Consider the following 24,194-nt stretch of genomic DNA (forward strand, 5'->3'; position numbering starts at 1 on the left):
GGACCGGAGATGACCGAGACCAAACCCCTGCGCGTGCTGCTGGGGCACGCCCGACCGCACCGCGCGGTGCTGCTGGGCAGCCTGCTGCTGGTGCTGGCGGCCAGTGCGACCGGGCTCGTGCAGCCGCTGGTCGCGCAGGACGTGCTGGAATCGCTGGGCACCGGCGGGCAGGTGTGGCGGCCGGTGCTGCTGCTGGCCGCGCTGGTGGTCGTGGGCGCCGTGCTGACCGGCGTGCAGTCGTGGTGGCAGCAGCGCACCGCCGAGCGGGTGGTCCGGCAGGTGCGGCGCGACCTGGTGCACCGGCTGGTGCGGCTGCGCGTGCCGGAGCTGGACCGCCGCCCGCCCGGCGACCTCACCGCCCGCGTCACCTCCGACAGCACGCTGCTGCAGAACGCCGCCACCGAGGGACTGGTGATGGTGGCCAACGGCCTGCTCACCACGGTCGGCGCGGTGGTGCTGATGGGCACCGTGCACGCGGGCCTGCTGGGCGTGACGGTGGGCGTGCTGCTGGTGGTGGCCGTGCTGCTGCTGGTCGTGCTGCCGCGCATCCGCGCCGCCGTGGCGCGGGCGCAGGAGTCGGTCGGCGCGGTGGGTGCCGCGCTGGACCGGGCGCTCGGCGCGGCCCGCACGGTCAAGGCCAACGGCGCCGAGGCCCGCGAGACCGCCGCGGCGGGCGCCGCCGTGGACGAGGCGTACGCGGCGGGGCTGGTCGGCGCGAGGTACGTGGCCGTGGTGAAGGTGCTGACGGGCGTGGCGATCCAGGGCGCGTTCCTGGCCGTGCTGGGCGTGGGCGGCGCGCTGGTCGCCTCCGGCGGGCTGACCGCGCCGGACCTGATCGCGTTCCTGCTCTACGTGTTCTACCTGGCCTCGCCGATCGGGTCGCTGGTGGCGGGCCTGGGCGTGCTCCAGCAGGGGCTGGGCGCGGTGGGCCGCATCGACGAGGTGCGCGGCATGCCGGTCGAGGACGACGTGGACCTGGACGTGCCCGCGCCCGACGGGCCGCCGCCCGCGGTGGAGTTCGATGCCGTCGAGTTCGCGTCCAGGCGGTGCACGGTCATCCTGATCGCGCACCGGCTGTCCACGGTGACCGACGCCGACCAGATCGTGGTGCTGGAGCAGGGCGCGGTGCGGGCGGCGGGCACGCACGCCGAGCTGGTGCGGGCCGACGGCCTGTACCGGGAGCTGGCGGCCACCCAGCTGCTGGTGCCCGCCGGTGGCTGACCGGGGCGCCCACCGGCGGCGGGCGCCCCGGTGCCCGTCACGCGGCCGCGATGCCCGCGGTCAGCGCGTTGAGCGCGGGGAGGTAGCCGTCGCGGTGCCCGGCGGCGTTCGGGTGGTAGGACTCGTTGATCTTGTCCCACTCCAGGCTGGTCACCCACTTGGTGCCCGAGGAGCACAGCGAGTGCGGGTCGAACACCGGCCGCGCGTCCAGGAAGGTGAACCCGGCCTCGGCCGCGCGCTGCGACATGACGGCGGCCAGGGTGTCCGCCGCGGAGTTCAGCGCGGTGCGCTCGGTGTCGCTGAGCCCGAAGATGCCGCACGTGCCGCGGATGGTGTAGAGCCGCGGGTAGCCGACCACGATGACGCGGGCCGACGGCGCCTTCGCCCGCACCGCCGCGTAGACCTGGGCCAGGGCGGGGGAGAGGTAGGTGGTGGCCGCGGACTTGGCCGCCTCCACGCCGTTGACGCAGTCGCGGTCGTCGATGGTGAGGATGCAGTTCTTGAGCACGTCGACGAAACCGACGTCGTTGCCGCCGACCTGCAGGGTGATCAGCGTGGTGTCCGCGGTGACCAGCGGGAGCTGGTTGCTCACCAGGTCGGTGGTCCTGGCGCCGGAGCAGCTGGCCTCCACGAACGCCACCGACGGGTGGGCCGCGGCCCACAGCCGCGAGTAGGTCAGCGGACCCCGGCGGCACGGGTCGTTGACGTCGTCGTAGGTGCGGGTGCCGGGGGCGGTCGCGTAGGAGTCGCCGAGGGCGACGTACTTGCCCGCCAGCGGCGCCGCCTGGGCGGGCGCGGCGAGGACCGCGGTGGCGATCAGCGCCATCAGTACGGGGAACAGGGCCCGTGGTGTGCGCATGGATCTCGTCTCCATCAGGGTGGGGTGGAGCGGACCCCTCCAGGAGTAACAGGTGATGTTGTGGGGGAATACCCCGCAAAGGGTATTAACGTGTGAATATTTCACAAATGGTGCGGGATTCCGATCCGGCCGGGCGGAACGGGTGGGAATGGGGGCGCACCGCCCGTCCGGGCGGTGCGCCCGGCGGTCAGTGCCACCACCCGGAGCGCCACGTCACCACACCGTCACCAGACCCAGCGCCGACGCGGCGACGAACAGCGCCGCCAGGGTCCCCACCAGTGGCAGCGGCAGGGCGCGGACCACTCGGGCCGCGAGGCCGAGCGCGAAGCGCACGAGCCGGTCCAGCCAGGAGGCGACGCACCCGACGCCGTCCCCGTACGCGTACACCACCGGGGACGGGGTCCGGTCGTCCCGGCGGCTGCGGGTGCTCCAGCAGTAGTCGGGCAGGACGAGCAGCACGGCGGTGGCCGCGACAGCGGTCCGCAGCAACCACGCCGCTGCCCGCAACAGGGCCGGGGCCGCCCACCTGGTCGTCAGGCAGGCGACCACGACCGCGATCACGACGGTCGGCAGGCCCGGTGGCAGGAGCGGGCCCACGACCCGGCCGGCGAGGATCACGGCACGTCCGTCCCGTCGTCACCCGTCGACCGCGCGTTGCCCCGGGTGTCGCCGAAGGCGAGCGGCAGCGGCTTGTCACCGGCGGTGAACACCTTGAAGAGGTTCTCCTGCGCCATCTGCAACGCCGTGCGGAGGGGGTCGTCGATCTGCCACCGGTCCAGGGCCTCGGACTCCAGCAGGCGGTTGATGAAGTCGAACACCGCGCGCAGCCGGCTGTCCCGTTCCTCCACGAGCACCTTGACCACGCTCGCGATGTCCTCGGGCTTCAAGGTCAGCTGGAGGGCGAGCTGGTCGAAGTCGCCCGTCTCCAGGATCTGCTTGAACTGGTCGACCTTGCGCCGGATCACCGCCTGCTCCAGGGTGACCTCGTCCTTGGCCAACCGGACGTACGCGCGCACCGACAGCCCCAGGTCGGCGCCGAGCACGCCGTCGGCCAACTCCCGGTTCGCCTCCCCCTCCGCCAGGTCGGACTCGTGGATGCCGAACCTCCGGGTCACCGCCCGCAGCCTGGCGAGCATCGGCGGGGACACCTTCCCGCACACGTCCGAGACCCCGGAGCGCACGACCTGCGCGGGGTCGGTCACGTTCCACACCAGGTCGATCGCGGAGCGAAAGAAGACCGTGTCGCCGCGACTGGGGAGTTCCTCCTCGAGGTGGGACACGTACGTGCCGAGGTCCACCTCGTACACCGTGCGGACCCTCTTCCACACCAGTTCCCCGGTGGTGGGCTGGCCGTCCGCCGGGTACGTCAGGCAGCACCCCGAGCGGGTGACGAACACCCGGGCCGCGCGCACCCCCACCGGCAGGCGCCGGTAGAGCAGCTCGAAGCGGCGCACGTGCCGCTCGTCGGAGATCGGGCCGGCTGCCTCGGGGTGCTGGACGGGCGTGGGCGCCGCCGCGTGCCCCCGCTCGCCCTTCGCCGCGTCCGGCGGGCGTTGGTCGGGTTCCTCCACCCGGTCGGTCTCGGCCTGTGGTTCGGTCTTGGTCGCGGTCGTCACGATGCTTCCTCTCGGGTGTCGGGGCGGTGGAGGCGGACGGCCGACTCCAGCAACCCGGCCGCGTTGTCCGCGAGGGGATCGCTCCAGTCGTGCCGCAGGCGGTTGATCAGGTGGCAGAGGCGGCGGGCGTCGAACTCGTCGTGGACGAGGTGCGGCACGAACGCGACGAGCGCGCGCATGCACTCGTCCTCCTGCCCGGCGGCCCGCATCCACGGACCGAACAGGTACTTGGCCACGTAGTCGGCGCGTCGCCCGCGCAGGCCCCAGCGCAGCAGGTGCGCGATGCGGGCGGTGAGGTGCGGCTGCTCGTCCTGCAGGGCCAGCAGGAGCGGCCAGCGCTCCCGGGTCCGCGCCGTCGGTCGCTTGGACCGCCCCGCTGACATCCGCAGGTGGTTGAGGTCGTACCCGTGCATGCTGATCATGAACAACATCGCCCACCACGCCAGGTTGCGAACGCTCTGCCGCTCGTCGACCGCCCACTCGGCGAGCTTGGCGAGCACCGGTTCCACCTCGCCGAACGCGAAGAGGTTCGCCACGCTGTAGCCGGACGTCTGCACCAGGTCGGAGACCAGGCTCAGGTCGGCCAACCAGTCCAGCGCCAGGTGCCGCTCGGACGGGGTGCCCAGGACGCGCAGCTCCTCGAAGGTCACCTCGATCGACCGCCGGCCCAGGTCGTAGCCGAGGGCCGCCGCGGCGGTCCACCGCTCGGCGTAGCTGCCGTGCCGCCTCCAGTACTTCAACCGCTCGTCCACCGCTTCGGCGACCCGGTCGTCCCGGGCGGCCTGGTCCAGCGCGACGGCGGCGAACAGGCGCCGCTGCTTGCACTTCCCGCCGTTGGCCGTGGCGCCGGGGCGGATCATCGACTGGAAGGTGAAGTGGAAGTCGAGCGAGCAGAACAGCCCCGTCGCCTGGGCGGCTCGAACCCAGATCATGGGGCGGGCGTCCTTGCTCAGCGCCTTCAACCAGCCGACCATCGCGGCCCGCAGGTTGTGGTGGTTCTTCCAGACGTGGCTCAGCAGCACCACCGGAAGCCGGTCGTCGGAGTAGTGGGCCAGCCCGGTGGGCAGGCTGATGCGGCCGAAGGACAGGCGGCCGTCCGTGATCTCCGCCCGTGACCCCGGCAGGCGGTTCCGCTGGTCGTCGGTGAACGGAGAGGGTGAGGTCGAGGCGTCCTTGAGCCCCTTGCCGAACCTCTCCGCCAGGTCGCGGCCGGCCTCGGTCACCATGTGGTACGGCGACCTGTTGAGCACCGCGAGCGAGATCCGGAACGCCGCGAGGTCCAGCGCGTCCCGCAACGCGGCGCCGCGCAGCCCGGGGAGGCTCGCGAACCACTCCAGCACCTGTTCCCGCACCAGCAGGGCCGCCTCGTTCTCCACCTCCTCGAGCGTGATCTCACGGCGTCCGTGCCGGGCCAGCAGGCGTGCCATCTCGGCGGCCTCGGCCGGGCGCGGCGCCGGTCCCAGGGCCTTCTGGAGGCGAGGCGTGCCGGCCAGTTCCCCGAGCAGGTCGCGCACGTCCCGGTCGCCACCCCGCACCTCCTGCGCCAGGTGGCTGCGCAGCACCTGCCGGTGGTCCGGCGCGGGGTGGGGTGCGGCGTAGCCGCCGAGGCGCCTGCCCGCGAGGCCGTCGGGCTCGGCGGTCACCACGAGCCAGCTGCCGCACCTGTCCGTCAGGTCGCGCAACTTGTCCAGCTCGGCCTCGCCGGTGGGGCCACCGACCTCGCCCGCGACCTCCAGGACGTAGCCGTGGCCCCGCTCGAAGTCGCCTTCGGTGAGGGAGGCGAGCGCCTGCCCGGCCTCGAACCGGCAGATCTGCCCCGGCACGAGTTCGTCGAGCAGCCGCACCGCGGTGGTGAAGCGCCCCGAGCCCGGTTCGCCGCACAGCAGGAGCACCCGCCGGTCACCCAGCGTGGACCGCATGTCCTCGAAGCCCGCCACCCGCACGTAGCGGGCGCGGACCTGTGTCCGCTCCTCGTCGCGCACGGACCCCCACCGGCGACCGGTGCCGCCGGTGGCGAAGTGGTAGTGCCGGTCGCCGATGTGCATCCGGTCCACCTCGGTGTCCCGGATGAACGCCATGGGGCCGTCCGTGGTCAGGTTGCGACCCTGGTCGTATGCCTCGCCGAACGCCCTGCGGTCGGGTCCGTAGGGCACCTCGGGTTCGCCGTGCTCGGCAGCCTGCTTGCCGCCCTCGTGCTCCCCGCCCTTGCCGGGGGAGGGGGCGCGATCGCCGCTCCGGCCGGCGCCCGGTGCGGGACCGCCACCTGCCGGTCGCGAGGTGTCCGCGGTCCCGGGAGCCGCTGCCGGTGTTCCTCCGCTGTCGTCAGAACTCATCGTCGCCCGCCACACCGTGGTCGACCACCGTTGCGATGACCTGGCGCCCGATCCGCGGGTTGCCGACGAAACTCACGTTCGGCCCGCCGATGCCGCGGTGGCGCGACCGCTCGGGCGCGGCGAGGTCCTCACGCCGGTCCCGGGTGACGGGGGTCGAGTACCCCGGCACGCGGTACCAGGCCCCGGTCTGCTCGTCGACCTGCCCGTAGGCGTCGATCTCGACCTGGTCGCCCCGACGCCTCACCGCGTCGTAGACGCCGTCCGAAACGAGGACCACCAGGCGCCCGTGCCGGTGCCGGTGCAGGATTTGGTGGGCCTGGTCGCACCGGGCCAGTTCGCCCGCTTCCTCCTCGTCGTCCACCGCGATCCCGACGTGCACGGGCCGGGTCACCCTGTTCGCGATCCCGTCGAGCCACGGTGTGACGACCCCGGCGTACGGCACGTGCGCGGCGACCGCGCACACCAGGTGCTCCCCCGCCTCGTGCACCCGGATGCCGTCGTGGTGCGGGGTGGTGGTCAACGGGTACAGCCCCGCCGGGTCACCGTCCTCGGGGTGCAGGACCACCGTGAGCCCCTGTGCCGCCCGGCCTGCGGGTGGCGGGCGAACCGCGACGGGGGCGGGTGCGACGCCGCGGCGCAGGCCGTCGTCATCCGTGAGCAGTTGTCGTTGCAGTTGCACGAGTTGTTCGTCCACTTCGAGACCACCGATTTCGACTACGTGCTTCCGGTGTGCGGTGTAGGTGTCGAGCGCTTCCTGGCGACGCCCGGCGTGGTGGAGGGCGAGCATGGTGAGCCTGGTGACCGTCGCGTCGTGCGAGCGGTCCCGGAACAGGTGGACCAGGCGTGGCACCTGGTCCCGGTGCCGGCCCAGCCGGATGCCGAGCTCGGCGCAGCGCAGTTCGGCGGCGAGGCGCCGTTCGACCAGTTCGACCCGCAGCGCGTCGATGCGCCGGCTCCGCAGGCCGGCCAGTGGCTCGCCGTCGGCCAGTCGCAACGCCTCGGCCAGCAGCGCGAACGCCTCCCGGTCGGCGGCGTGCTCGGCCTGTGCCAGCAGGGTGTCGAACCGGTGCAGGTCAACCCACTCGTCGGGCACCTCCAGGCGGCACCGCCGATCCCGGCTCACCAGCGCTTCGCCCAGACCGGCCGGTTCCAGGCGCCTGCGCAGCCTGCCCATGTAGCGGTGGAGCTCTTCGGAGGGGTCGGCGGGCGGGTCCACCCACACCCACTCCGGCAGCGAGTCCCGAGGCACCTGCTGCCTCCTGGCGACCAGCAGCGCGGCGGCCAGGCACCTCTCCCGTTCCGTGCCCAGGTGCAGGGGCTCGCCGCCGTAGTGGGCGACAAGAGGTCCCCAGAGGTGGAACTCGACCGGTTGTCCGCGCTTTCCAAGAGGTTTCCCCGCCATTGTCACCAATCCTTCTGTTCGGGTCACGAGGCTTCACCGTCACGGTGTCGGTACTGCTGCCAGTTGCTCCCCGCGGCGCTGCCAGTCGCTTCCGGTGGAGCAGCCGGCTGTGCTGCCGGTCCGACCGCTGAATCTCGGTTCATGCGACGGAGGAATCGCAGCGGAACAGGAGGACAGGACGTGGACGCCAGGAACCGGCAGTGGAAGAAGAGTTCGTTCAGCGAGGGCGGCGGCGAGTGCGTGGAGGTCGCGATGGTGTCGGGCGGGGTTCTCGTCCGCGACTCGAAGAACCCCAACGGTCCGGAGCTGTGGTTCACCTCCTTGGAGTGGATCGCGTTCCTGTACGGCGTGCTGGCGGGTGAGTTCGGCCTTCAGTGACCGCGGTACCGGGTGCGGGTCCGCCGCGGGGACCCGCACCCGGTGCGTCACGAGGTGGCGGACCGGGCGTGTCGTGCGACCGCGTCCAGGAACTCACGCGCCTCGTCGTCGAACACGGCCATCCGCTGGAGCAGGGTCCAGCGGTTCTCGTAGAGCTCGATGTCGTCGGAATCGGTCACCTCGACCGGCCGGTGGGCCATTTCGACCGTTACGAGGCCGTCACCCCCGTCATGCGGGCCGTAATAGATGACGAAACCGTGCGACAAGGTGGTCGAGGCATCGGCGTCGTTCGGGATGAGGCCGAGCGACACGTTGTCGAGCGTGCTGACCGAGGCCAGGCGGTCGAACTGGGCGAGCAGCAGCGGGAGGGGACCCGGTCGCCAGCGCAGCGCCGCCTCGGTGATCAGGAAGTCGAAGCGCCGGTGCGGTTCGAACACCAGGCGCTGCCGCTCGACGCGCGAGGCGACGGCGGCGGCGAGGTCGTCGTCGGAATAGGGGACCGGGAACAGCGAGAAGACGCGCCGGGCGTACTCGGCGGTCTGGAGCAGGCCGGGGACCACCGAGTGCTGGTAGGTCCGGATCCGGGTGGCGAGCGCCTCGCGCCGGGCGATCTCGTCCTGGAGGTGGCCTCGCCCGTGGAGCAGGCCGCGCCAGGAGCGCGCCTCGTCGTGCGCGCCCCTGGTCAGGGATGCCAGTCGACTCCGCGTGGCCGGTGACGCCTCGACGGCGGCACTCCACGCGACGACCTCGGGCATGGAGGGCAGGACGCTGCCCGACTCGATCCTGGAGACCTTCGACTGGCTGATGGCGATGCGCCTGCCCAGTTCGCGACCGGAGATCCCGGACAGACCGCGGAGGTGCCGCAGTTCCGCGGCGAGCCGGTGGCGCATCGAAGGCGTCGGCTGGGTGCCTTCTGCGGTGAGGTCCACAGGCCCTCCGTGATTCGAGGTGAATCTCGTTGATTCAAAATGATTCGTCGACTGAACCAGGTGAACCCGGGGGTGTCAAGGAATTCCACTTCGCCGGGCCGGAGTCCATTCCGGCGGGAATGGTGACGCGTGTTCGTGTTCTGTTTTCCGCGGTTCAACCGCGGCGGGAATCAGACCCAGGAACGATCCGCCCCGCGGGTCAGGCGGGCCAGGTCGGCTGGGCCGTCGAGCGAGGGGCGGACGTAGCCGGCGCGCGACGCCAGGCCCGCCGCCTCGCCCCGGGACCGGCAGTCGAGCTTGGTGAGCAGCCGCTCGACGTAGGTCTCCACCGTGCGGCGGCTGACCACCAGCGCCTCGGCCATCGCCTGGTTGCTCAGCCCGGCCACCAGGCCGGTGGCGACGTCGAGTTCGCGGGCGGTCAGGCCGGGCGCGTTGTCGAACGGCGTGCACGCCGCGATGACGCCGCCGCGCGGTCCGTCGCCGGCGCGGAGCAGGCGCACCCGCAGCCAGCCGTCCGCGCCGGGCCACAGGAACGGGACCGTGCGGATGCCCAGCGCGGCGAACCGGCCGGCCAGGGCCCTCAGCCCGGGGTCGTGGGCGATCGGGCTCGGGGTGCGGCCGGTCACCGGTGCCGGCGCGGGCAGCACCCAGCTCGCCGTCCACTCCGGACCGAACCACGCGTCCAGCGCGGGGTGGCGCAACGGGTCCACGCGGCGGGCCAGGGCCTGGCCGACCGCGGCCACGAACTCCCGGGCCTGCTCGCCGAACGCCGACCGCACCGGCGCGTTGAGGTGCAGCACCCCGGCCACCCGGCGGCCGTCCGGTTTCAGCGCCGCCGACAGGCCGTCCTCCAGCCCGGCGGGGCGCAGCTGCTCCTGGTAGTGCGGGGAGTCGCGGAAGTTGTGCGGCATGTCGTCCATCAGCAGCGGGACGGGTGAGTCGAACAGCTGGCCGCCCCACCGGGTGCGCGGCAGCTCGTGGGCCAGCTCCCGGCTGATGGCGCGCTGGTAGCCGTCCTCGGCCAGGACCAGGAACCGGCGCGCCACCGGGTCCCACGCGGTCACCTGGACCGCGCACATCTCCGGTACGGCCATCCGCAGCGCGGCGAAGACCTCGGCCCACTCGACGTCCGCGGCGCTGCCCAGCGCGGCGCCGATGCGCAGCGCCGAGGCGACCCGCGTGCTGTCCATCCGGCCTCCTTGGGTAGGCGGACAAACTACGCGAGGTCAGTGGTCTAGACAACAGTTACCGCAGGTCGCGAACCTTCCTCGGGTTGTCGGCGCGGGCGGCGGTCGGCACCGCCGGAGCGGTGTCGGTCACGACTGGACCGACCTGTCGACGACCTCGTCGGCGACCCACCGCACGACGTGCTCGGGGAAGGGGTCGGGCAGCACCAGGACGACGTGCCCGAAGCCGGCGTCGACGGCCTCGGCGATCGCGTCCCTCGTCCCACCGGGCTGGTCGTAGGACACCGGCAGGACGATCGACCGGCCGACCGCCGCGGGGTCGCGGCCGATCTCGGCGCAGAAGCGGTCCAGCAGGGCGCTGCGGCGGGCGGCGTCGGGGATGTCGTCGCCCGGGGTGTTCCACGTGTCGGCGTGCTCGGCGACCACGCGCAGCGTCGCGGTGGAGCGTCCCCCGACGACGATCGGCGGGTGCGGTCGCTGGACGGGTTTGGGGTTGCCGTACGCCCCGGTCACCCGGACGTGGGTGCCTGCGAAGTCGAACGGCTCGTCCTCGGTCCACAGCCGCCGGATGACCGTGCACGCCTCGGCGAGGGCGGCGACCGCGTGGGCGGCGTCGTGGTAGGGCAGGCCGTGGGCGTCGTACTCGCGCCGGGCCAGGGGGTGGCTCGGCCGGGAGCCCGCGCCGATGCCGAACTCCAGCCGCCCGCCGGAGACCGCGTCCACGGTCGTGGCGATCTTGGCCAGCACCGCGGGCGGGCGGAAGCGGTTGCTGGTCACCATCACGCCCAGGCGCAACCGCTGGGTCCGTGCGGCCAGGGCGGCGAGCGTGGTCCAGCCCTCCAGGGCGGGGCCGTCGGGGTCGCCGCCGATGGGCATGAGGTGGTCGAACAGCCAGGCGTGCCCGATCCGCGGTACGGCGTCCGCCTCCTGCCACACCCGCAGGAGGTCGGGGTAGGTGACGTGCTGCTGGGCCGTCATGATCCCGAAGCTCGGCGTCGTCATCGGCGGCGTCGCAGCGACGGGTCGAGCAGGGACGGCGGGGTGTCGTGCTTCTCCTCCGGGGCGAGGTCGACGCCGGGGGCGACGATCGCGTCGACCGCGTCCAGCACGTCGGCGGGCAGCACGGTGTCGGCCGCGGCGAGCTGGGCGTGCAGGTGGTCCAGGGTGCGGGGGCCGACGATCGCGCTGGTCACGGCCGGGTGCGCGGTGACGAAGCCGAGGGCGAGCTGGATCATCGTCAGGCCGGCCTCGTCGGCGACCCGCGCCAGCCGCTCCACGGCGTCGAGCCGGGCGCGGTTGGCGGGCAGGGCGGTGTCGAAGCGCGCCGGCATGGTCTTCGCGCGGTTGGTGGTGATCTCCTGTCCGGCGCGGATCGCGCCGGACAGCCAGCCCGAGGCCAGCGGGCTCCAGACCAGCACGCCCATCCCGTACTCCTCGGTGACGGGCAGGACGTGGGCCTCGACGCCCCGCTGGAGGATCGAGTAGCTGGGCTGTTCCGTGACGTACCGGCCCAGGTGGTGCTCCCGGGCCGTCCACTGCGCCTGGACGATCCGGTGGGCCGGGAACGTCGAGGAGCCGAAGTAGCGGATCTTCCCGGCGCGTCGCAGGTCGGTCAGCGCCGACAGCGTCTCCTCGTCGTCGGTCGACGGGTCCCAGCGGTGGACCTGGTAGAGGTCGACGTGGTCGACGCCGAGGCGGCGCAGGCTGTGGTCGAGCGCGGTGACCAGCCAGCGGCGCGAGCCGCCCCGGTGGTTGCGGTCCTCGTCCACCGGGAGGGAAGCCTTGGTGGCGAGCACGACGTCGTCGCGGCGCCCGGCCAGGGCCTTGCCCACGATCTCCTCGGACTCGCCGCGGCTGTAGAAGTCGGCGGTGTCGACGAGGTTGATCCCGCCGTCCAGGGCGGCGTCGACGATGGCCCTGGCCTCGTCCGGGGTGGTGCGCCCGATGGCGCCGAAGTTCATCGCGCCGAGCGAGAGCGTGCTGACCTGGACGCCGGTGCGGCCCAGGGTGCGGTACTGCATGGGGGTCTCCTCGTGACAGGGGGACTCGCGGTCGGCCTCGCGCTCTGCCACCATGGGCAAGCGGAACCGCGTTCCACTTAATATACGGAGCACTGTTCCGGTTAGCAAGGTGCGATGGGAGGACCAGTGGCCGACACCGAGGGGCGGACCCCCGGGCCGCAGCGCAAGCGGGCCGACGCCCGGCGCAACGAACAGACCCTGCTCGACGCCGCCGCCGCGGTGTTCGTCGCCTCGGGCGTGGACGCGCCGGTGCGCGACATCGCGGCCAAGGCCGGCGTCGGCATGGGCACGATCTACCGCCACTTCCCGACCCGGGCCGACCTCGTCATCGCCGTCTACCGCCACCAGGTCGACGCCTGCGCCGAGGCCGGACCGGCCCTGCTGGAGGGCGGCGGCTCACCGCACGCCGCGCTGGCGCGGTGGGCCGACCTGTTCGTCGACTTCCTGGTCACCAAGCACGGGCTCGCCGCGGCGCTGCACTCCGACAACGCCCGCTTCGAGGCCCTGCACGCCTACTTCCTCGACCGCCTCGTGCCCGTGTGCGCCCAACTGCTCGACGCCGCGGTCGCCGCCGGGGAGATCCGCTCCGACGTCGACGCCTACGGGCTGCTGCGCGGCATCGGCAACCTGTGCGCGGGCGTGGACAACGACCCGCGCTACGACGCGCGCCGCCTGGTCGGGCTGCTCGTCGCCGGGCTGCGCCGAACCGGGGGATGAGCCCCCGGCGGCACCCCGCCGCGGCACGCGGTCTCAGCCGTCGACGGCGATGTGCACGGCGACGGGCGCGCCCGCCGCGTCCACGTCCAGGTGCACCGGGAAGTACCCGTCGCCGACGGAGGTCATCGCCACCATGATGTCGGCGCCGCCGACGGTGAGGGTGGCGGCCTCGTGGTCGGCGGCCCGGACACCCGCCATCGCCCGCCAGTGGTGCGAGTGCGGGCGGAAGTCGAAGGCGAACCTGCGCTCCGGCTCGGCCTGCCGGTGCTCCTCCAGGGCCACCGCCCGCCGGTAAGCCTCCCGGACCGGCAGGTCGAGCCAGCCGTAGTGGTCGTCGCCCGGTGTGCCGGTGCGCCGCGCGCCGAACTCGGCGGCGACCTCGTCCTCGTCCCGGCCCCAGAACACCACGTCGGCGAGGCCGTCGAGGGGGGTTTCGTGGACCCAGGAGCCGAGCGCGTCGGCGTCGGCGAAGGCGAACCGGGCGTGGTCGACCCCGAGCCTCGCCAGGGTGCGCCGGTCCGCCACCGCCCCCTCGCCGAGCTCGATCCGGATGTGGGCCCACCCCTGCTGCCCGCGCGTGGCCACGACGCGCAGCGCCCGGTCGGTGGGCACACCGCCGACCGGGACGACCGGCACGCCGGTGATCAGGAAGTCCGGGTCGGCCGCGGCGAGCGCGTGCCGCACCCGCGCGCGGTGCGGGACCCGGCTGGGGAAGCGGTGCAGCGAAGCGCTGAAGCCGCGTTCGCGGCAGTGCTCGTCGAACAGCGCGGTGAACATCTCCGCCGCGTGCTCGGGGATGTCGTACAGCCTGCACCCGGACTGGCGGTCGAAGGAGCGCGCCGCGAGGTCGGCGTCGGGACCGACCACCTCGAAGTCGACCGCGGCGACACCGCCGGGTTCCGCGACCTCGTCGGGGGAGCGCTCCCCGGACCACAGGCCCAGGTAACCGCCGTCCACCAGCACGAGTTGTCCGGACGGGCAGGTGACCGAGCCGAGCACGACGTCATCCACCGCGGCAGTCTACGAGCCGGGCGCGCGCGGGCCGCGCCGGCGTCGTCGCCCGGGACGGCACCGCGCACGACGCCCGCGGTCCGGCGGGTCGGCGGTCCCGGCAGGTCAGCGGGTCAACGGGTCAGCGCAGCTTCTCGGCCACCTGCTCCAAGCCGTCCCGGATCATCCGCCCGTACCCGTCGTCGCCGAGCGCGCCGATCGTGGCCCGCGCCCGCGCGAGGTGCTCCCGGGCGCGGTCGAGGTCGCCCAGCTTGCGGTAGCACTCGCTCAGGTTCAGGTGCAGCGACGGGTACAGGCCGGCCACCGGGAGCGTCAGCCCGGCCTGCATCATCCGCGCGTCGGTGAGCAGGTCGGCGGCGGCCATCGCGCGCAGGTCCCAGGCCAGCTCCTCGCGCACGTCGTCCTGCATGTCGGCCATCGCGTGCGCGAGCGTGCAGCGGTGCAGGGGGTCGCCCCGGTCGCCGCCGATCTCGTCCCAGATCCCCGCCAGCGACGCGCGGGCGGCCTCCCGCTCGCCCCGGTGGCCGAGCTGCACCGCCTCGCCGATCCGGTTGAGGGTCGGGTCGGTGATCATCGGTGGTTCCTCCCCTTGGCGGTGTTCCCCGGCGCCGCTCCGCGCTGCCGCCGGACCGGGCCGGGAGGTCAGTCGTCCAGCAGCCGCCACGCGGTGAGGGCGAGCCTGGCCCGCACCAGCCCGGTCGGGTCGGTCAGCTCGACGCCCAGGGCCTTCCCGAGCTGGTCGAGCCGGCGGGAGACGCTGCTGTGGTGCAGGTGCAGCACCTCGGCGGCCCGGCGCAGGGAGCCGGTGGCGCAGTAGGCGTCCAGCGTCTCCAGGTCCTCGGGGTTGGCGGCCACCCGGGCGACCGCCGCGACGTCGGCGTTGTCCCGCGCGACCTCCGGGGGCACCTGCGCCAGCAGCGCCAGCGCCCCGAGGTCGTCGTGGTGGACCACCGGTCGACGCGGGGTGGTGAAGCGCAGGGCGGTGCGCGCCTCCCGCCAGGACCGGTCGGGGCTCTCGGCGGCGCCGATGCCCGCGCGGGTGCCCGCCGGGAACCGCGTCGCGTCGACGCCGGTGGCCAGCACGACGCCCACGTCGCCCAGCGGCGCGGCCTTGACCGGCCGGCCCGGGCAGACCAGGCCGGCGACCCGGTCCAGCGGCAGCGGCGAGCGCACGGCGGCGACCCGGACCGGCAGGGCCGCGGCGAAGCCCAGCAGCCGCAGCGCCCTGGCGCGGGCCGCCTCGTCGCTGTCGGCGCTGATCACCAGTTCGACCAGGGCGGGGTCGGCCATGGTGGTGCGGGCCGGGCCGTAGCGCTCGACGACCACCGCGGCGGCGATGGCGAGCCGGTCGAGCAGCACCTCGTCCAGCGGGTTCGCCGGACCGGGGCGCTCCAGCCACACCGCGCCGATCTCCTCGTCGTCGAGCGTGATCGGCGCCGTGCTGGACGCGGGTGACGGCGGGGTGGGCGCCGGCGTGCCGTCGGGCGACACGCGCACCGAGCGGCCCGTGCCGTGCAGCCGGAACCCGGCCACGCACTCGGCCAGGCCCGCCGAGGCCCGCGCGAGCGCCGGGAGGTCGACCCGCCTGCGCATCAGCGTGTCGTAGAACATCACCACGCGGAGCGCGCCCTCGACCTGCGAGTCCAGGTGCGACAGCCGCTTGGCCAGTACCTCCACGGCACGAGCGTACAAGGGGCCGGGTGCGCCGAGCGGTGCGCGATCGGGGCCGGATGCCCGACGGTTGGCGGGCGATCCCGGCGGCCCCGGTCGCCAGGATGATCTCCATGGATGCCGAGCTGGAAGCCTTCGTGCCGCTGTTCCCCAGGATCGACCTCGACGACCCGGTGGCGGCGCGCCGGGTCTACGTCGAGCTGGCCGCCTCCCGGCCCGTGCCGGACGTGCCGGACCTGGAGGTCGAGGACCACGTGGTGCCGGCCGACCCGGACGTGGCGATCCGGGTCTACCGGCCGCGCGGGGCACGGGGCGCCGTCGTCTGGCTGCACGGCGGCGGGTTCGTCATGGGCGACCTGGACACCGAGCACACCTGGGCGGTCCGGATCGCCCAGGCGGCCAACGCGGTGGTGGTCTCGGTGGACTACCGCCGGGCGCCCGAGAACCCGTTCCCGGCCGCCCTGGACGACGCCTACGCCGCACTGACCTGGACCGCCGGGCACGCGGCCGAACTCGGCGTCGACCCGGACCGGATCGCGGTCGGCGGGCACAGCGCCGGCGGGGGCCTCGCCGCCGCGGTGGCGCTGCGGGCGCGCGACGAGCAGGGGCCGCCGCTGTGCTTCCAGCTGCTCAACGAGGCGGGGCTCGACGACCGGCAGGAGACCTGGTCGCAGCAGCACGTCGTCGGCACGCCCTGGATGGACCGCCACGCGGTCGCCGCGGCGTGGCGGTACTACCTGGGCGGCACGCCGGCCACGCCGTACGCCGCGCCGGCCCGGGCCGCCGACCTGTCCGGCCTGCCGCCCGCCTACATCGCCACCGCCGAGCTGTGCCCGAACCGGGACGAGGACATCGCCTACGCGCTGCGCCTGCTCCAGGCCGGGGTGCCGGTCGAGCTGCACCAGTGGCCCGGCACGTTCCACGGGTCGCAGGCGATCCTGTCGGCCGAGGTGTCGCAGCGGCAGATCGCCGAGATCACCCGGGCCCTGCGCCGTGCCCTGGGCGACTGAAACCCGTTGGTGTCGAACGAACGAGGGGGAGTTCCGGTGAAGGTCCGAACCGATTTGCAGTCCACGTTGGACGACATCCACCGCGCCGGGGTGCCCGGTGTGTTCGCCGAGGTGCGCGAGGCCGGCCGGGTGTGGCGCGGCGCGGCCGGGGTCGCCGACCTGGCCACCGGCCGTCCCGCCCACCCCGACCTGCGCCAGCGCGTCGGCAGCGTCACCAAGACCTTCACCGCCGCGGCGGTGCTGGGACTGGTGGAGGAGGGGCGGATCGGCCTCGACGCGCCGATCGACGACCACCTGCCGGGCCTGGTGCCGGGGGAGCGGGGCCGGGAGATCACCGTCCGGATGCTGCTCGACCAGACCAGCGGCATCCCGGAGTACCTGCCTCACGCCTTCCCGTCCCTGCGCGCCTTCCCGTCCCTGCGGGACATGTCGCCCGAGAGCCTGGACGACAACCGGTTCCGGCGGTTCCGGCCGGCCGAGCTGATCGCGATGGGGCTCGCGGCACCCGCCGGGAAGCCCGGCGAGCTGCCCGGGACCTACTCCAACGCCAACTACCTGATCCTCGGCCGGCTCCTGGAGCGCGTGACCGGCACCCCGGCGGAGGAGCGCATCACCCGCGACGTCATCGAGCGCGCCGGGCTCCGGCACACCTCCTTCCCGGACGGGCCGCGCGTCGACGGGCCCCACCCGCTGATGTACGAGTCCTTCCACGGCCTGGTCGACCCGCCGCGCGACTACAGCGTTTACGACATGTCCTGGGTCGGGGTGGGTGCCGCGCTGGTGTCGACCGTGGCGGACCTCAACCGCTTCTACGCCGCGCTGTTCGACGGCAAGATCGTGAGCCGGTCGACGCTGGCGGAGATGCGGCGCGCGGTGCCGGTGCGCTCCCAGACCGGCGAGGACATCGCCTACGGCCTCGGGCTGCGGCGTTTCGAGGTCCCGGGCCTCGGCACCCTGTGGGGGCACGACGGCACGGTCTGGGGTGCCTGCACCATGTCGCTGATCAGCGAGGACGGCGCGCGGCAGATGTCGATCGCGGTGAACCTCGCGCGGTGGAACCGGCCCGACGCCGCGGGCGGGGTGCGGCGCCACCCGATCGACGACGCGCTGGCCGCGTTCACCGGGCGGGCCATGGGCGGTGGGTGGTGACCGCGCCGGGCCTGTCCGGGTTGCTGCGCCCCCACCTGGGCGGGTTCGCCGCCGTGGTGGTCCTCCAGGTCGTCGGCGCGGTCGCGGGCCTGGCGCCGCTGCTGGCCGTGGTCGAACTGGGGCGCGCCCTGCTCCCACCCGGCCCGGTCGACCCCGGTCACGTCCGGTTCACCCTGGTCGTGGGCGCGGTCGGCCTGTTCGTCCGGCTGTCGTGCACGGCCGCCTCGGCCGGGATCGGGCACCTCGTCGACGGCCGGGTGCAGCTCGCGTTCCGCCGTCGGCTGGCCGAGCGGCTGGGGCGCGTGCCGATCGGCTGGCTCGCCCGGCGCCGGACCGGCGAGCTGGCGAAGCTGGTGGGCGAGGACGTGGGCGCCGTGCACCCGTTCATCGCCCACACCCCCGGCGAACTGGTCTCCGCGTTCGTGGTGCCGCTGGTGTCGCTGGTCTACCTGGTCACCGTCGACTGGCGGCTCACGCTGGTCACGCTCGTGCCGGTGGTGCTCGCGCTGGCCCTGGTACCGCTCATGATGGTGCCCGCCCGGCAGCGCGAGCAGGAGGAGTTCGACGCGGCCATGGCCCGGATCTCGGACTCGGTGGTGGAGTTCGTGCGGGGCATCGCGGTGGTCAAGGCGTTCGGCGGTGCCGAGCGGGCCCACCGCGGGTACCGCGCGGCCACCGACGAGTTCGTCGGCACGTTCACCCGGTGGGTGCGCGGCATCTCCGGCACGGCCGCGGCCGTGCAGCTGGTGCTGTCGCCGCCGTTCGTGCTGCTGGTCGTGCTCGTCGGCGGCGCGGTCCTGGTCACCGGCGGTGGTCTCGCCCCGGCCGACCTGCTGCCGTTCCTGCTGCTCGGCCTGGGCCTGACCGCCCCGGTGGCGGCCCTGGGCCACGGCTTCGACGAGCTGCGGGCCGCCCACCGCGCGGTCGGCCGGATCCGGGACGTGTCGGCCGTGCCGCCGCTGCCCGAGCCCGCGCACCCCGTGGCACCGCGCGGGCACCGGGTGGAGCTGCGCGGCGTCCGGTTCGGCTACGAGCCCGGCCGCGAGGTGCTGCGCGGGGTCGACCTGGTGCTCGAACCGGGCACCACCACCGCGGTCGTCGGGCCGTCGGGCAGCGGGAAGTCCACCCTGGTCCGGTTGCTGCCGCGGTTCTCCGACCCGACCGGCGGGGCGGTCCTGCTGGGCGGCGCCGACCTGCGCGAGCTGGCCGACCGGGAGCTGTACCGGGCGGTGTCGTTCGTCTTCCAGGAGACCCACCTGCTGCGCGCGTCGGTCGCGGACAACATCGCCCTGGCGGTACCGCACGCCGACCGCGACGACGTGGTCCGCGCCGCCCGGCTGGCCGACGTCCACGACCGGATCACCGAGCTGCCGCGCGGCTACGACTCGGTGGTCGGGGACGACGCCGGCTTCTCCGGCGGCGAGGCGCAGCGGATCTCGCTCGCCCGCGCCCTGCTCGCCGACGCGCCCGTCCTGGTGCTCGACGAGGCGACCGCCTTCGCCGACCCGCGGACCGAGCGGGCGGTGCGCCGGGCCCTGGCGGCGCTGGAGGGCGAGCGGACCGTCCTGGTCATCGCCCACCGCCTGGAGACGATCGCCGATGCCGACACCGTCGTGGTCCTGGACGACGGGGTGGTCGTCGAGCAGGGCGCGCCCGCGGAGCTGTTGGCGCGCAACGGGAGGTTCGCCGAGTTCTGGTCGGCGGTCGGAGGGGTGAGCCGGTGATCCGGATGCTGTTGCGCGTGCTGGGGGACGAGCACGCACCGCCGGTGCGCCGCACCGTGGCCCTGATGACGGTGACCGCGGTCGCGGAAGGGCTGTCCTGCGCCCTGCTGGTCCCGGTGCTGCGGGCGCTGTTCGGCGGCACGCCGGGGGACGTGTGGCCCTGGCTGGCCGCCTTCGGGGCGGCGGTCGCGGTGTGCGCGGTGCTGCGCTACCGCGGCGACCTGTCCGGCTTCCGGGTCGGGACCACGCTGCTGCGCGGCGCGTACCACCGCCTCGGCGAGCACCTGGCCCGGCTGCCCGTCGGCTGGTACCGCGCCGGCCGGGTCGGCGAGGTGTCCGCCCTGGCCGGTCAGGGCGTGCTCCGGGCGGTGAGCGTGATCGCGCACCTGCTGGCGCCGTTCATCTCCGCCACCGTGACGCCCCTGGTGGTCGTCGCGGTGGTGCTGGCCTTCGACTGGCGGCTGGGGCTGGCCGCGCTGGCCGCCGCGCCGGTCGTGGTCGCGGTCCAGGCGTGGACGGCGCGCGCGACGGCCGCCGACGACGCGCGGCGCGCCGAACTCGACCACGAGGCCACCGCGCGGGTCGTCGAGTACCTCCAGGCCCAGCCGGTGCTGCGGGCCGGCGGCCGGACCGGCGAGCGCTTCCGGCTGCTCGACGACGCGCTGCGCGAACTCCAGCGCGCGTCCCGCCGCTCCGCGCTGTCGGCGCTGCCCGGCGTGGTGGGCTCGGTGCTCGTGGTGCAGGCGGTGTTCACCGCGTTGCTCGTGCTGGGCGCCCACCTCGCGCTGGGCGGGCACGCCGGCGCGCCGGAGGTCCTGGCGGTCCTGGTGCTGGCCGCCCGCTGCGCCGACCCGCTGCTGGCGCTGTCCGAGCTGGCCGGCAGGCTGCGCGGCGCGCGGGCCGAGCTGGTCCGGCTCGACGCGGTGCTGCGCGCCGAGCCGCTGCCGGAGCCGCCCGACCCGGTCCGGCCGCGGCGCCACGACCTGGAGTTCGACTCGGTCACCTTCCGGCACGGCGACCGGGTGGTGCTCGACGACGTGTCGCTGACCGTGCCGGAGGGGCGGCGGCTGGCCGTGGTCGGGCCGTCGGGCGCGGGCAAGAGCACGCTGCTGCACCTGCTCGCGCGGTTCCACGACGTGACCGCGGGCGCGGTGCGCGTGGGCGGGGTGGACGTGCGCGCGATCGACAGCGGGGTGCTGATGTCGCGGATCGCCGTCGTCTTCCAGGACGTCTACCTGTTCGACGGCACCATCGAGGACAACGTGCGCCTGGGCCGCCCCGACGCCGACGGGGCCGAGGTGCGGGCGGCGGCGAGCGCGGCGGGGCTCGACGAGGTGGTCGCGCGGCTGCCCGGCGGGTGGGCGGCGAACGTCGGCGAGGGCGGTGCGCTGCTGTCCGGTGGGGAGCGGCAACGGGTGTCGATCGCGCGGGCGCTGCTCAAGGACGCGCCCGTCGTGCTGCTGGACGAGGTGACCTCGGCGCTGGACCCGGTGAACGAGGCGGCGGTCCACCGGGGCGTCGAACGCCTGGTCGCCGGTCGGACCGTGGTCGTGGTGGCGCACCGGCTGCGGACGGTCCGGCACGCCGACCACATCGCCTTCCTCGACGGCGGTCGGGTCGTGGAGCAGGGGAGCCACGACGAGCTGCTGCGCCGGGGCGGCCGCTACGCCGACTTCTGGCACCTGTCCGCGGCGGAGGTGGGCGGGTGACCCGCGACCGCCGCGGACCGGTGGGGGAGCCGGTCCGCGGCGGTCACGCCCCGGTCGTGCCGGGGTTGCCGCCGGTGGACCCCAGGTCGAGGTCCGCGCAGGTGCGCGAGTCCCGGACCAGGTCGTCGCAGAAGGCGGCGACGTCGTCACCGATGAGTTCCAGGACGCCCTTGCGGGCCGCGACGCCCTCCTCGAAGAACTCGACGACCCCCGGCAGCAGGCTCCCGCCGAACAGGTCGACCGGCCCGACCTTGAACAGGTACCTCTGCATCTCCCCGTAGACGATCCGGTAGTCCGGCGGGAGCGCCTTGACCCGCGCCACGTGCGCCCGCCACTGCCTCTTGCCCTCGATGATGTCCCGCACGCCCACGTCAGCCTCCCAGCCGGGCCAGTTTCCTCGCGACGTTGCCGTTCAACTTCTCGCGCCACCGGTCGCGATGGGTCCGGGCACCCTCCCCGCCGGCCAGCGCCGCGCAGAAGCCCTCGACGTCGTCACCCAGCACCTCGTGGACGCCCAGCCCGTCGGCCGCCGTCTCCTCCAGCAGCCCCAGCGCGCCGTCGAGGATCGGCACCAGGTTCCGGCCGGTGAAGCTCCCGTAGGGGAAGAGGTGGCACTTGACCTCTTCCCACGCCGCCCGGTACTCGGCCGGCAACGCCCCGGCCCGCACTTCGAACGCCTCGCAGTCCCTGGTGAGGTCGTTGCCCGTGATGGTGTCCCAGAACTTCATCTCCCACCCTCCCTCAGCCGGTCGATCCGAGAGGTGACGTACTCCCACTTCGCCCAGAACGTCGCGAGTTCTTCGCGCCCCGCCTCGTTGAGCGCGTAGAACTTCCGCGGCGGGCCCTTCCCGGACGGTCGTTTCGCGACCCGGACGAGCCCGTTGCGCTCCAGCCGCAGCAGGATCGCGTACACCGTCCCCTCGACGACGTCGGCGAAGCCGAGTTCGTTCAACCGGCGCGTGATGGCGTACCCGTAGGTCTCCTCGTCGCCGATGATCTGGAGCACGCAGCCCTCCAGCGTGCCCTTCAGCATTTCCGTCAGGTCGTCCACCGGGGCCCTCTTCGGTCCTCTCGGTACTCAGTGGCACTGAGTACCGGTGCACAGTACCACTGAGTAGTGGACCGCGGGGCCCGGGAACGTCCCGGGCCCCGTTCGCGCATGCGGGACCGCTACGGGGTCACGCCCCGTGCTCCTCGATGAACGCCAGGACCCGCCGCCACGCGTCGGCGGCGTGGTCGGCCTGGTCGGGCAGGTCGCCGTCGAAGAACGAGTGCGGCGCGGCCTCGTAGAGGCGGAACTCGTGCGGCACGCCGGCCTCGGTCAGCGCGCGGTCGAAGGCCAGGCTCTCCTCGACCGGGGTGAGCGCGTCCGCGCCCGCGGCGAGCACCAGCACCGGCCGGGTCATCCGCCCGACCAGGTCCCGGCACCCGGCCGGCCTGCCGCAGAACCCGATCGCGCCGGCCAGCCGCGGTTCGAGGGCGGCCTGGGCCCAGGACAGGGCGCCGCCCAGGCCGAACCCGACGGTGAACGCGGCGGTCACGCCCAGGGCGAACAGGTGGTCCACCGCCGCCCGCACGGCCGGCTGGACCAGGTCGCGGTCGTAGCGGTCGAGCACCAGGGCGGCCACGCCGGCCTCGGCGAACCCGTGGGCCAGGTCGTCGTGGAACTCGCGCGCGCCGCGCACGTCGGGCAGCACCACCACCCCGGCGGCGGCCGGCTCGACCGGCAGGGCCCGGTAGGCGGGGAAGCGCGTGCCGTCGGCGGTGGCGAGCCGCAGCGGCGCGCCGCGCACCGCGGGTCGGTCCACGGGCAGGTCCTCGACGGGCAAGGCGATCACCGGTCCACCGTTCTGGTCGCGTGCTCACGGGGTGATCGGCTCAGCGTGGTTCACGCGGGTCGGTCGGCCGGTCCGTAGAAATACCGAATTCGACACCGCCCGTTCATCGCGCGGATCGGTTCCCCCGATCGGCACGCCGCCGCGCGTCGGCCCAACCGACCAGGGCGGCGCCCGCCGCGAGCGGCACCATCCCGGCGATCAGCGCCACGACGTACCTGTTCACATCCCGGAAACCCTTCGCGTCGAGTTTTGGTGCGATCGCACCAATAAGTTCGGCACCCGCTCGACACTGCTGCGGTCCGCCCTGGAACTGCTCAACTCCGACGCCGAGCGGCACGCGCGAGCGCCTGGCCGCCTTCGGCGACGCCCCGGGGCAGCGCACCCCGCTGCGCGGTGTGCTGCTCGGGCAGACGGCGCCGGACCGCGCGGTGGTGTTGCTGGACCGGCAGCTCGACCGGGTGTTCGCGCGGGCCCGAGCCCCGTTGTGGATCATCCTTTCGATATCTCGACCGGGTGCGCGCGGGCCGGCAGCGTGCGCCGCATGGATCATGGTCAGGCATTGCGCCGGGAGTTGGCGTCCGCGGGCGTCACGCCGGTGATCGGCGTGTTCGACATGCTGTCGGCGTCGGTCGCGGCACGGCACTACGACGCGTTGTTCGTCTCCGGCTTCGGCCTCGCCGCGTCCCACTACGGCCTGCCCGACATCGGGTTCATCGCCTGGCCGGACGTGGTCGGGTTCGTGCAGCGGCTGCGGCTGGCGTTCCCGCGCCACCACCTGCTGGTGGACGTCGACGACGGTTACGTCGACCCGGAGGTGGCCTGCCACGCGGTGCGCGCCCTGGAGCAGGTCGGCGCGTCGGGCGTGGTGCTGGAGGACCAGCGGCGGCCGCGCCGGTGCGGGCACGTGGGCGGCAAGCAGGTGCTGCCCCTGTCGGAGTACCTGGACAAGCTCGACCGCGTCCTGGCCGCCCGCACCGACCTGGTCGTGGTGGCCCGCACCGACGCCACCGGGGAACCGGAGATGCTGCGCCGGGCCGCCGCGCTGGCCGCGACCGACGCGGACGCGGTGCTGGTGGACGGCGTGCCGTCGGTCGAGGTGCTGCGCGGGGTGCGGCGGGCGGCGGGCACCAGGCCGCTGGTGTTCAACCAGATCGCGGGCGGCCGCTCGCCCCGGCTGGACCTGCCCGGGTTGGCGGAGCTGGGGGTCGACGTGGCGATCTACAGCACGCCGTGCCTGTTCGCCGCGCACGCGGCCATCGAGGAGGCGGTGGTGGGGCTGAAGCGGAGCGGCGGGGCGCTGCCCGTCGGCTCGATCGGGGTGGCGGAGTCGCAGGAGCTCATGGCGCGGAACCTCGGGGCACGGGACCTGCCCGCGCAGCGCGCGACCTCGGTGCCCGCCCGCTGAAGGCCGGGTCCGGG

The 24,194-nt window shown here is 74.2% G+C and carries 25 protein-coding genes; 8 read left to right on the forward strand and 17 right to left on the reverse strand.

Annotated elements, in window-relative coordinates:
• The first annotated feature begins 9 nt into the window (after window positions 1-9).
• Window positions 10-1,221 carry an ABC transporter ATP-binding protein gene (locus EKG83_RS22635; RefSeq protein WP_033429500.1) on the forward strand — a complete coding sequence of 404 codons (1,212 nt, stop codon included), beginning with the start codon at window positions 10-12 and terminating at the stop codon, window positions 1,219-1,221.
• Window positions 1,222-1,258: 37 nt separating this feature from the next.
• Here the strand turns inward: EKG83_RS22635 and EKG83_RS22640 are convergent, their stop codons facing one another.
• From EKG83_RS22640 to EKG83_RS22660, 5 genes are all read right to left on the reverse strand, one after another.
• Window positions 1,259-2,080, reverse strand: coding sequence for an SGNH/GDSL hydrolase family protein (locus EKG83_RS22640; RefSeq protein WP_033429499.1), 822 nt, complete (start codon window positions 2,078-2,080; stop codon window positions 1,259-1,261).
• 213 nt (window positions 2,081-2,293) lie between these two features.
• Window positions 2,294-2,698: a hypothetical protein gene (locus EKG83_RS22645; protein WP_033429498.1), complete on the reverse strand. Its 405-nt coding sequence runs from the start codon at window positions 2,696-2,698 to the stop codon at window positions 2,294-2,296.
• Window positions 2,695-3,696, reverse strand: coding sequence for a hypothetical protein (locus tag EKG83_RS22650; RefSeq protein WP_033429497.1), 1,002 nt, complete (start codon window positions 3,694-3,696; stop codon window positions 2,695-2,697). The genes EKG83_RS22645 and EKG83_RS22650 overlap by 4 nt, the downstream gene beginning before the upstream one ends.
• Entirely contained in the window at window positions 3,693-5,849 is a 2,157-nt protein-coding gene (locus tag EKG83_RS22655) for a hypothetical protein (protein WP_033429496.1), read from the reverse strand. Before EKG83_RS22655 ends, EKG83_RS22650 begins: the two co-directional genes overlap by 4 nt.
• 169 nt (window positions 5,850-6,018) lie before the next feature.
• Window positions 6,019-7,431 carry an AfsR/SARP family transcriptional regulator gene (locus tag EKG83_RS22660; protein WP_084716189.1) on the reverse strand — a complete coding sequence of 471 codons (1,413 nt, stop codon included), beginning with the start codon at window positions 7,429-7,431 and terminating at the stop codon, window positions 6,019-6,021.
• Between the two features lie 180 nt (window positions 7,432-7,611).
• Between EKG83_RS22660 and EKG83_RS22665 the strand changes: the two genes are divergently transcribed.
• A complete protein-coding gene (locus tag EKG83_RS22665) occupies window positions 7,612-7,809 on the forward strand; it encodes a DUF397 domain-containing protein (protein WP_033429494.1) in 198 nt (65 codons plus the stop codon).
• A gap of 47 nt (window positions 7,810-7,856) precedes the next feature.
• Here EKG83_RS22665 and EKG83_RS22670 read toward each other — a convergent pair whose 3' ends face one another.
• The 4 genes from EKG83_RS22670 to EKG83_RS22685 all read right to left on the reverse strand — a co-directional run bounded on the left by EKG83_RS22670 (window position 7,857) and on the right by EKG83_RS22685 (window position 11,946).
• Complete coding sequence (locus EKG83_RS22670) at window positions 7,857-8,738, reverse strand: helix-turn-helix domain-containing protein (protein ID WP_033429493.1); 882 nt, start codon at window positions 8,736-8,738, stop codon at window positions 7,857-7,859.
• Between the two features lie 170 nt (window positions 8,739-8,908).
• Window positions 8,909-9,928: a helix-turn-helix transcriptional regulator gene (locus EKG83_RS22675; protein ID WP_033429492.1), complete on the reverse strand. Its 1,020-nt coding sequence runs from the start codon at window positions 9,926-9,928 to the stop codon at window positions 8,909-8,911.
• Window positions 9,929-10,054: 126 nt separating this feature from the next.
• Window positions 10,055-10,903: an LLM class flavin-dependent oxidoreductase gene (locus tag EKG83_RS22680; protein ID WP_228122785.1), complete on the reverse strand. Its 849-nt coding sequence runs from the start codon at window positions 10,901-10,903 to the stop codon at window positions 10,055-10,057.
• Between the two features lie 20 nt (window positions 10,904-10,923).
• Window positions 10,924-11,946, reverse strand: coding sequence for an aldo/keto reductase (locus EKG83_RS22685; protein WP_033429490.1), 1,023 nt, complete (start codon window positions 11,944-11,946; stop codon window positions 10,924-10,926).
• Between the two features lie 114 nt (window positions 11,947-12,060).
• Here EKG83_RS22685 and EKG83_RS22690 point away from each other — a divergent pair, with 114 nt between their 5' ends.
• Window positions 12,061-12,663 (forward strand): TetR/AcrR family transcriptional regulator, encoded by a 603-nt coding sequence (locus tag EKG83_RS22690; protein WP_051765100.1) that lies wholly within the window; start codon window positions 12,061-12,063, stop codon window positions 12,661-12,663.
• A gap of 33 nt (window positions 12,664-12,696) precedes the next feature.
• Here EKG83_RS22690 and EKG83_RS22695 read toward each other — a convergent pair whose 3' ends face one another.
• From EKG83_RS22695 to EKG83_RS22705, 3 genes are all read right to left on the reverse strand, one after another.
• Window positions 12,697-13,674, reverse strand: a complete 978-nt coding sequence (locus EKG83_RS22695) for a hypothetical protein (protein ID WP_033429488.1) — start codon at window positions 13,672-13,674, stop codon at window positions 12,697-12,699.
• A gap of 121 nt (window positions 13,675-13,795) precedes the next feature.
• Window positions 13,796-14,248 (reverse strand): hypothetical protein, encoded by a 453-nt coding sequence (locus EKG83_RS22700; RefSeq protein ID WP_033429487.1) that lies wholly within the window; start codon window positions 14,246-14,248, stop codon window positions 13,796-13,798.
• A 68-nt stretch (window positions 14,249-14,316) separates the two neighbouring features.
• Complete coding sequence (locus tag EKG83_RS22705) at window positions 14,317-15,351, reverse strand: PucR family transcriptional regulator (protein ID WP_033429486.1); 1,035 nt, start codon at window positions 15,349-15,351, stop codon at window positions 14,317-14,319.
• Between the two features lie 107 nt (window positions 15,352-15,458).
• Here EKG83_RS22705 and EKG83_RS22710 point away from each other — a divergent pair, with 107 nt between their 5' ends.
• From EKG83_RS22710 to EKG83_RS22725, 4 genes are read left to right on the forward strand one after another with little or no spacing between them, the layout of a single operon-like run.
• Window positions 15,459-16,355 (forward strand): alpha/beta hydrolase, encoded by an 897-nt coding sequence (locus EKG83_RS22710; protein ID WP_051765250.1) that lies wholly within the window; start codon window positions 15,459-15,461, stop codon window positions 16,353-16,355.
• 36 nt (window positions 16,356-16,391) lie between these two features.
• Window positions 16,392-17,504: a serine hydrolase domain-containing protein gene (locus EKG83_RS22715; RefSeq protein ID WP_033429485.1), complete on the forward strand. Its 1,113-nt coding sequence runs from the start codon at window positions 16,392-16,394 to the stop codon at window positions 17,502-17,504.
• Window positions 17,501-19,228 (forward strand): ABC transporter ATP-binding protein, encoded by a 1,728-nt coding sequence (locus tag EKG83_RS22720; protein ID WP_228122786.1) that lies wholly within the window; start codon window positions 17,501-17,503, stop codon window positions 19,226-19,228. The genes EKG83_RS22715 and EKG83_RS22720 overlap by 4 nt, the downstream gene beginning before the upstream one ends.
• A gap of 5 nt (window positions 19,229-19,233) precedes the next feature.
• Entirely contained in the window at window positions 19,234-20,937 is a 1,704-nt protein-coding gene (locus tag EKG83_RS22725) for an ABC transporter ATP-binding protein (RefSeq protein ID WP_228122909.1), read from the forward strand.
• A 43-nt stretch (window positions 20,938-20,980) separates the two neighbouring features.
• Here EKG83_RS22725 and EKG83_RS22730 read toward each other — a convergent pair whose 3' ends face one another.
• The 5 genes from EKG83_RS22730 to EKG83_RS22750 all read right to left on the reverse strand — a co-directional run bounded on the left by EKG83_RS22730 (window position 20,981) and on the right by EKG83_RS22750 (window position 23,112).
• Complete coding sequence (locus EKG83_RS22730; RefSeq protein ID WP_033429483.1) at window positions 20,981-21,307, reverse strand: DUF1048 domain-containing protein; 327 nt, start codon at window positions 21,305-21,307, stop codon at window positions 20,981-20,983.
• A 1-nt stretch (window position 21,308) separates the two neighbouring features.
• Window positions 21,309-21,665: a DUF1048 domain-containing protein gene (locus EKG83_RS22735; RefSeq protein ID WP_033429482.1), complete on the reverse strand. Its 357-nt coding sequence runs from the start codon at window positions 21,663-21,665 to the stop codon at window positions 21,309-21,311.
• Complete coding sequence (locus EKG83_RS22740; protein WP_033429481.1) at window positions 21,662-21,988, reverse strand: PadR family transcriptional regulator; 327 nt, start codon at window positions 21,986-21,988, stop codon at window positions 21,662-21,664. Before EKG83_RS22740 ends, EKG83_RS22735 begins: the two co-directional genes overlap by 4 nt.
• A gap of 127 nt (window positions 21,989-22,115) precedes the next feature.
• A complete protein-coding gene (locus EKG83_RS22745; RefSeq protein WP_084716187.1) occupies window positions 22,116-22,775 on the reverse strand; it encodes a dienelactone hydrolase family protein in 660 nt (219 codons plus the stop codon).
• A 103-nt stretch (window positions 22,776-22,878) separates the two neighbouring features.
• Window positions 22,879-23,112: a hypothetical protein gene (locus EKG83_RS22750; RefSeq protein WP_153278306.1), complete on the reverse strand. Its 234-nt coding sequence runs from the start codon at window positions 23,110-23,112 to the stop codon at window positions 22,879-22,881.
• 204 nt (window positions 23,113-23,316) lie between these two features.
• On the opposite strand from EKG83_RS22750, the gene EKG83_RS22755 reads away from it, so the two are divergent.
• Window positions 23,317-24,180, forward strand: a complete 864-nt coding sequence (locus EKG83_RS22755) for an isocitrate lyase/PEP mutase family protein (protein WP_033429480.1) — start codon at window positions 23,317-23,319, stop codon at window positions 24,178-24,180.
• Window positions 24,181-24,194: the final 14 nt, after the last annotated feature.

The sequence above is a fragment of the Saccharothrix syringae genome, assembly GCF_009498035.1.
GTDB classification, from domain to species: domain Bacteria; phylum Actinomycetota; class Actinomycetes; order Mycobacteriales; family Pseudonocardiaceae; genus Actinosynnema; species Actinosynnema syringae.

What these genes read in the sequence shown, in the direction of transcription:
- EKG83_RS22675 (WP_033429492.1), bottom strand. Translation starts at nt 9,928, where the DNA reads ATGGACAGCACGCGGGTCGCCTCGGCGCTGCGCATCGGCGCCGCGCTG.
- EKG83_RS22725 (WP_228122909.1), top strand. Translation starts at nt 19,234, where the DNA reads ATGCTGTTGCGCGTGCTGGGGGACGAGCACGCACCGCCGGTGCGCCGC.
- EKG83_RS22710 (WP_051765250.1), top strand. Translation starts at nt 15,459, where the DNA reads ATGGATGCCGAGCTGGAAGCCTTCGTGCCGCTGTTCCCCAGGATCGAC.
- EKG83_RS22635 (WP_033429500.1), top strand. Translation starts at nt 10, where the DNA reads ATGACCGAGACCAAACCCCTGCGCGTGCTGCTGGGGCACGCCCGACCG.
- EKG83_RS22660 (WP_084716189.1), bottom strand. Translation starts at nt 7,431, where the DNA reads ATGGCGGGGAAACCTCTTGGAAAGCGCGGACAACCGGTCGAGTTCCAC.
- EKG83_RS22685 (WP_033429490.1), bottom strand. Translation starts at nt 11,946, where the DNA reads ATGCAGTACCGCACCCTGGGCCGCACCGGCGTCCAGGTCAGCACGCTC.
- EKG83_RS22700 (WP_033429487.1), bottom strand. Translation starts at nt 14,248, where the DNA reads ATGATCACCGACCCGACCCTCAACCGGATCGGCGAGGCGGTGCAGCTC.
- EKG83_RS22690 (WP_051765100.1), top strand. Translation starts at nt 12,061, where the DNA reads ATGGGAGGACCAGTGGCCGACACCGAGGGGCGGACCCCCGGGCCGCAG.
- EKG83_RS22680 (WP_228122785.1), bottom strand. Translation starts at nt 10,903, where the DNA reads ATGACGGCCCAGCAGCACGTCACCTACCCCGACCTCCTGCGGGTGTGG.
- EKG83_RS22755 (WP_033429480.1), top strand. Translation starts at nt 23,317, where the DNA reads ATGGATCATGGTCAGGCATTGCGCCGGGAGTTGGCGTCCGCGGGCGTC.
- EKG83_RS22640 (WP_033429499.1), bottom strand. Translation starts at nt 2,080, where the DNA reads ATGCGCACACCACGGGCCCTGTTCCCCGTACTGATGGCGCTGATCGCC.
- EKG83_RS22735 (WP_033429482.1), bottom strand. Translation starts at nt 21,665, where the DNA reads ATGAAGTTCTGGGACACCATCACGGGCAACGACCTCACCAGGGACTGC.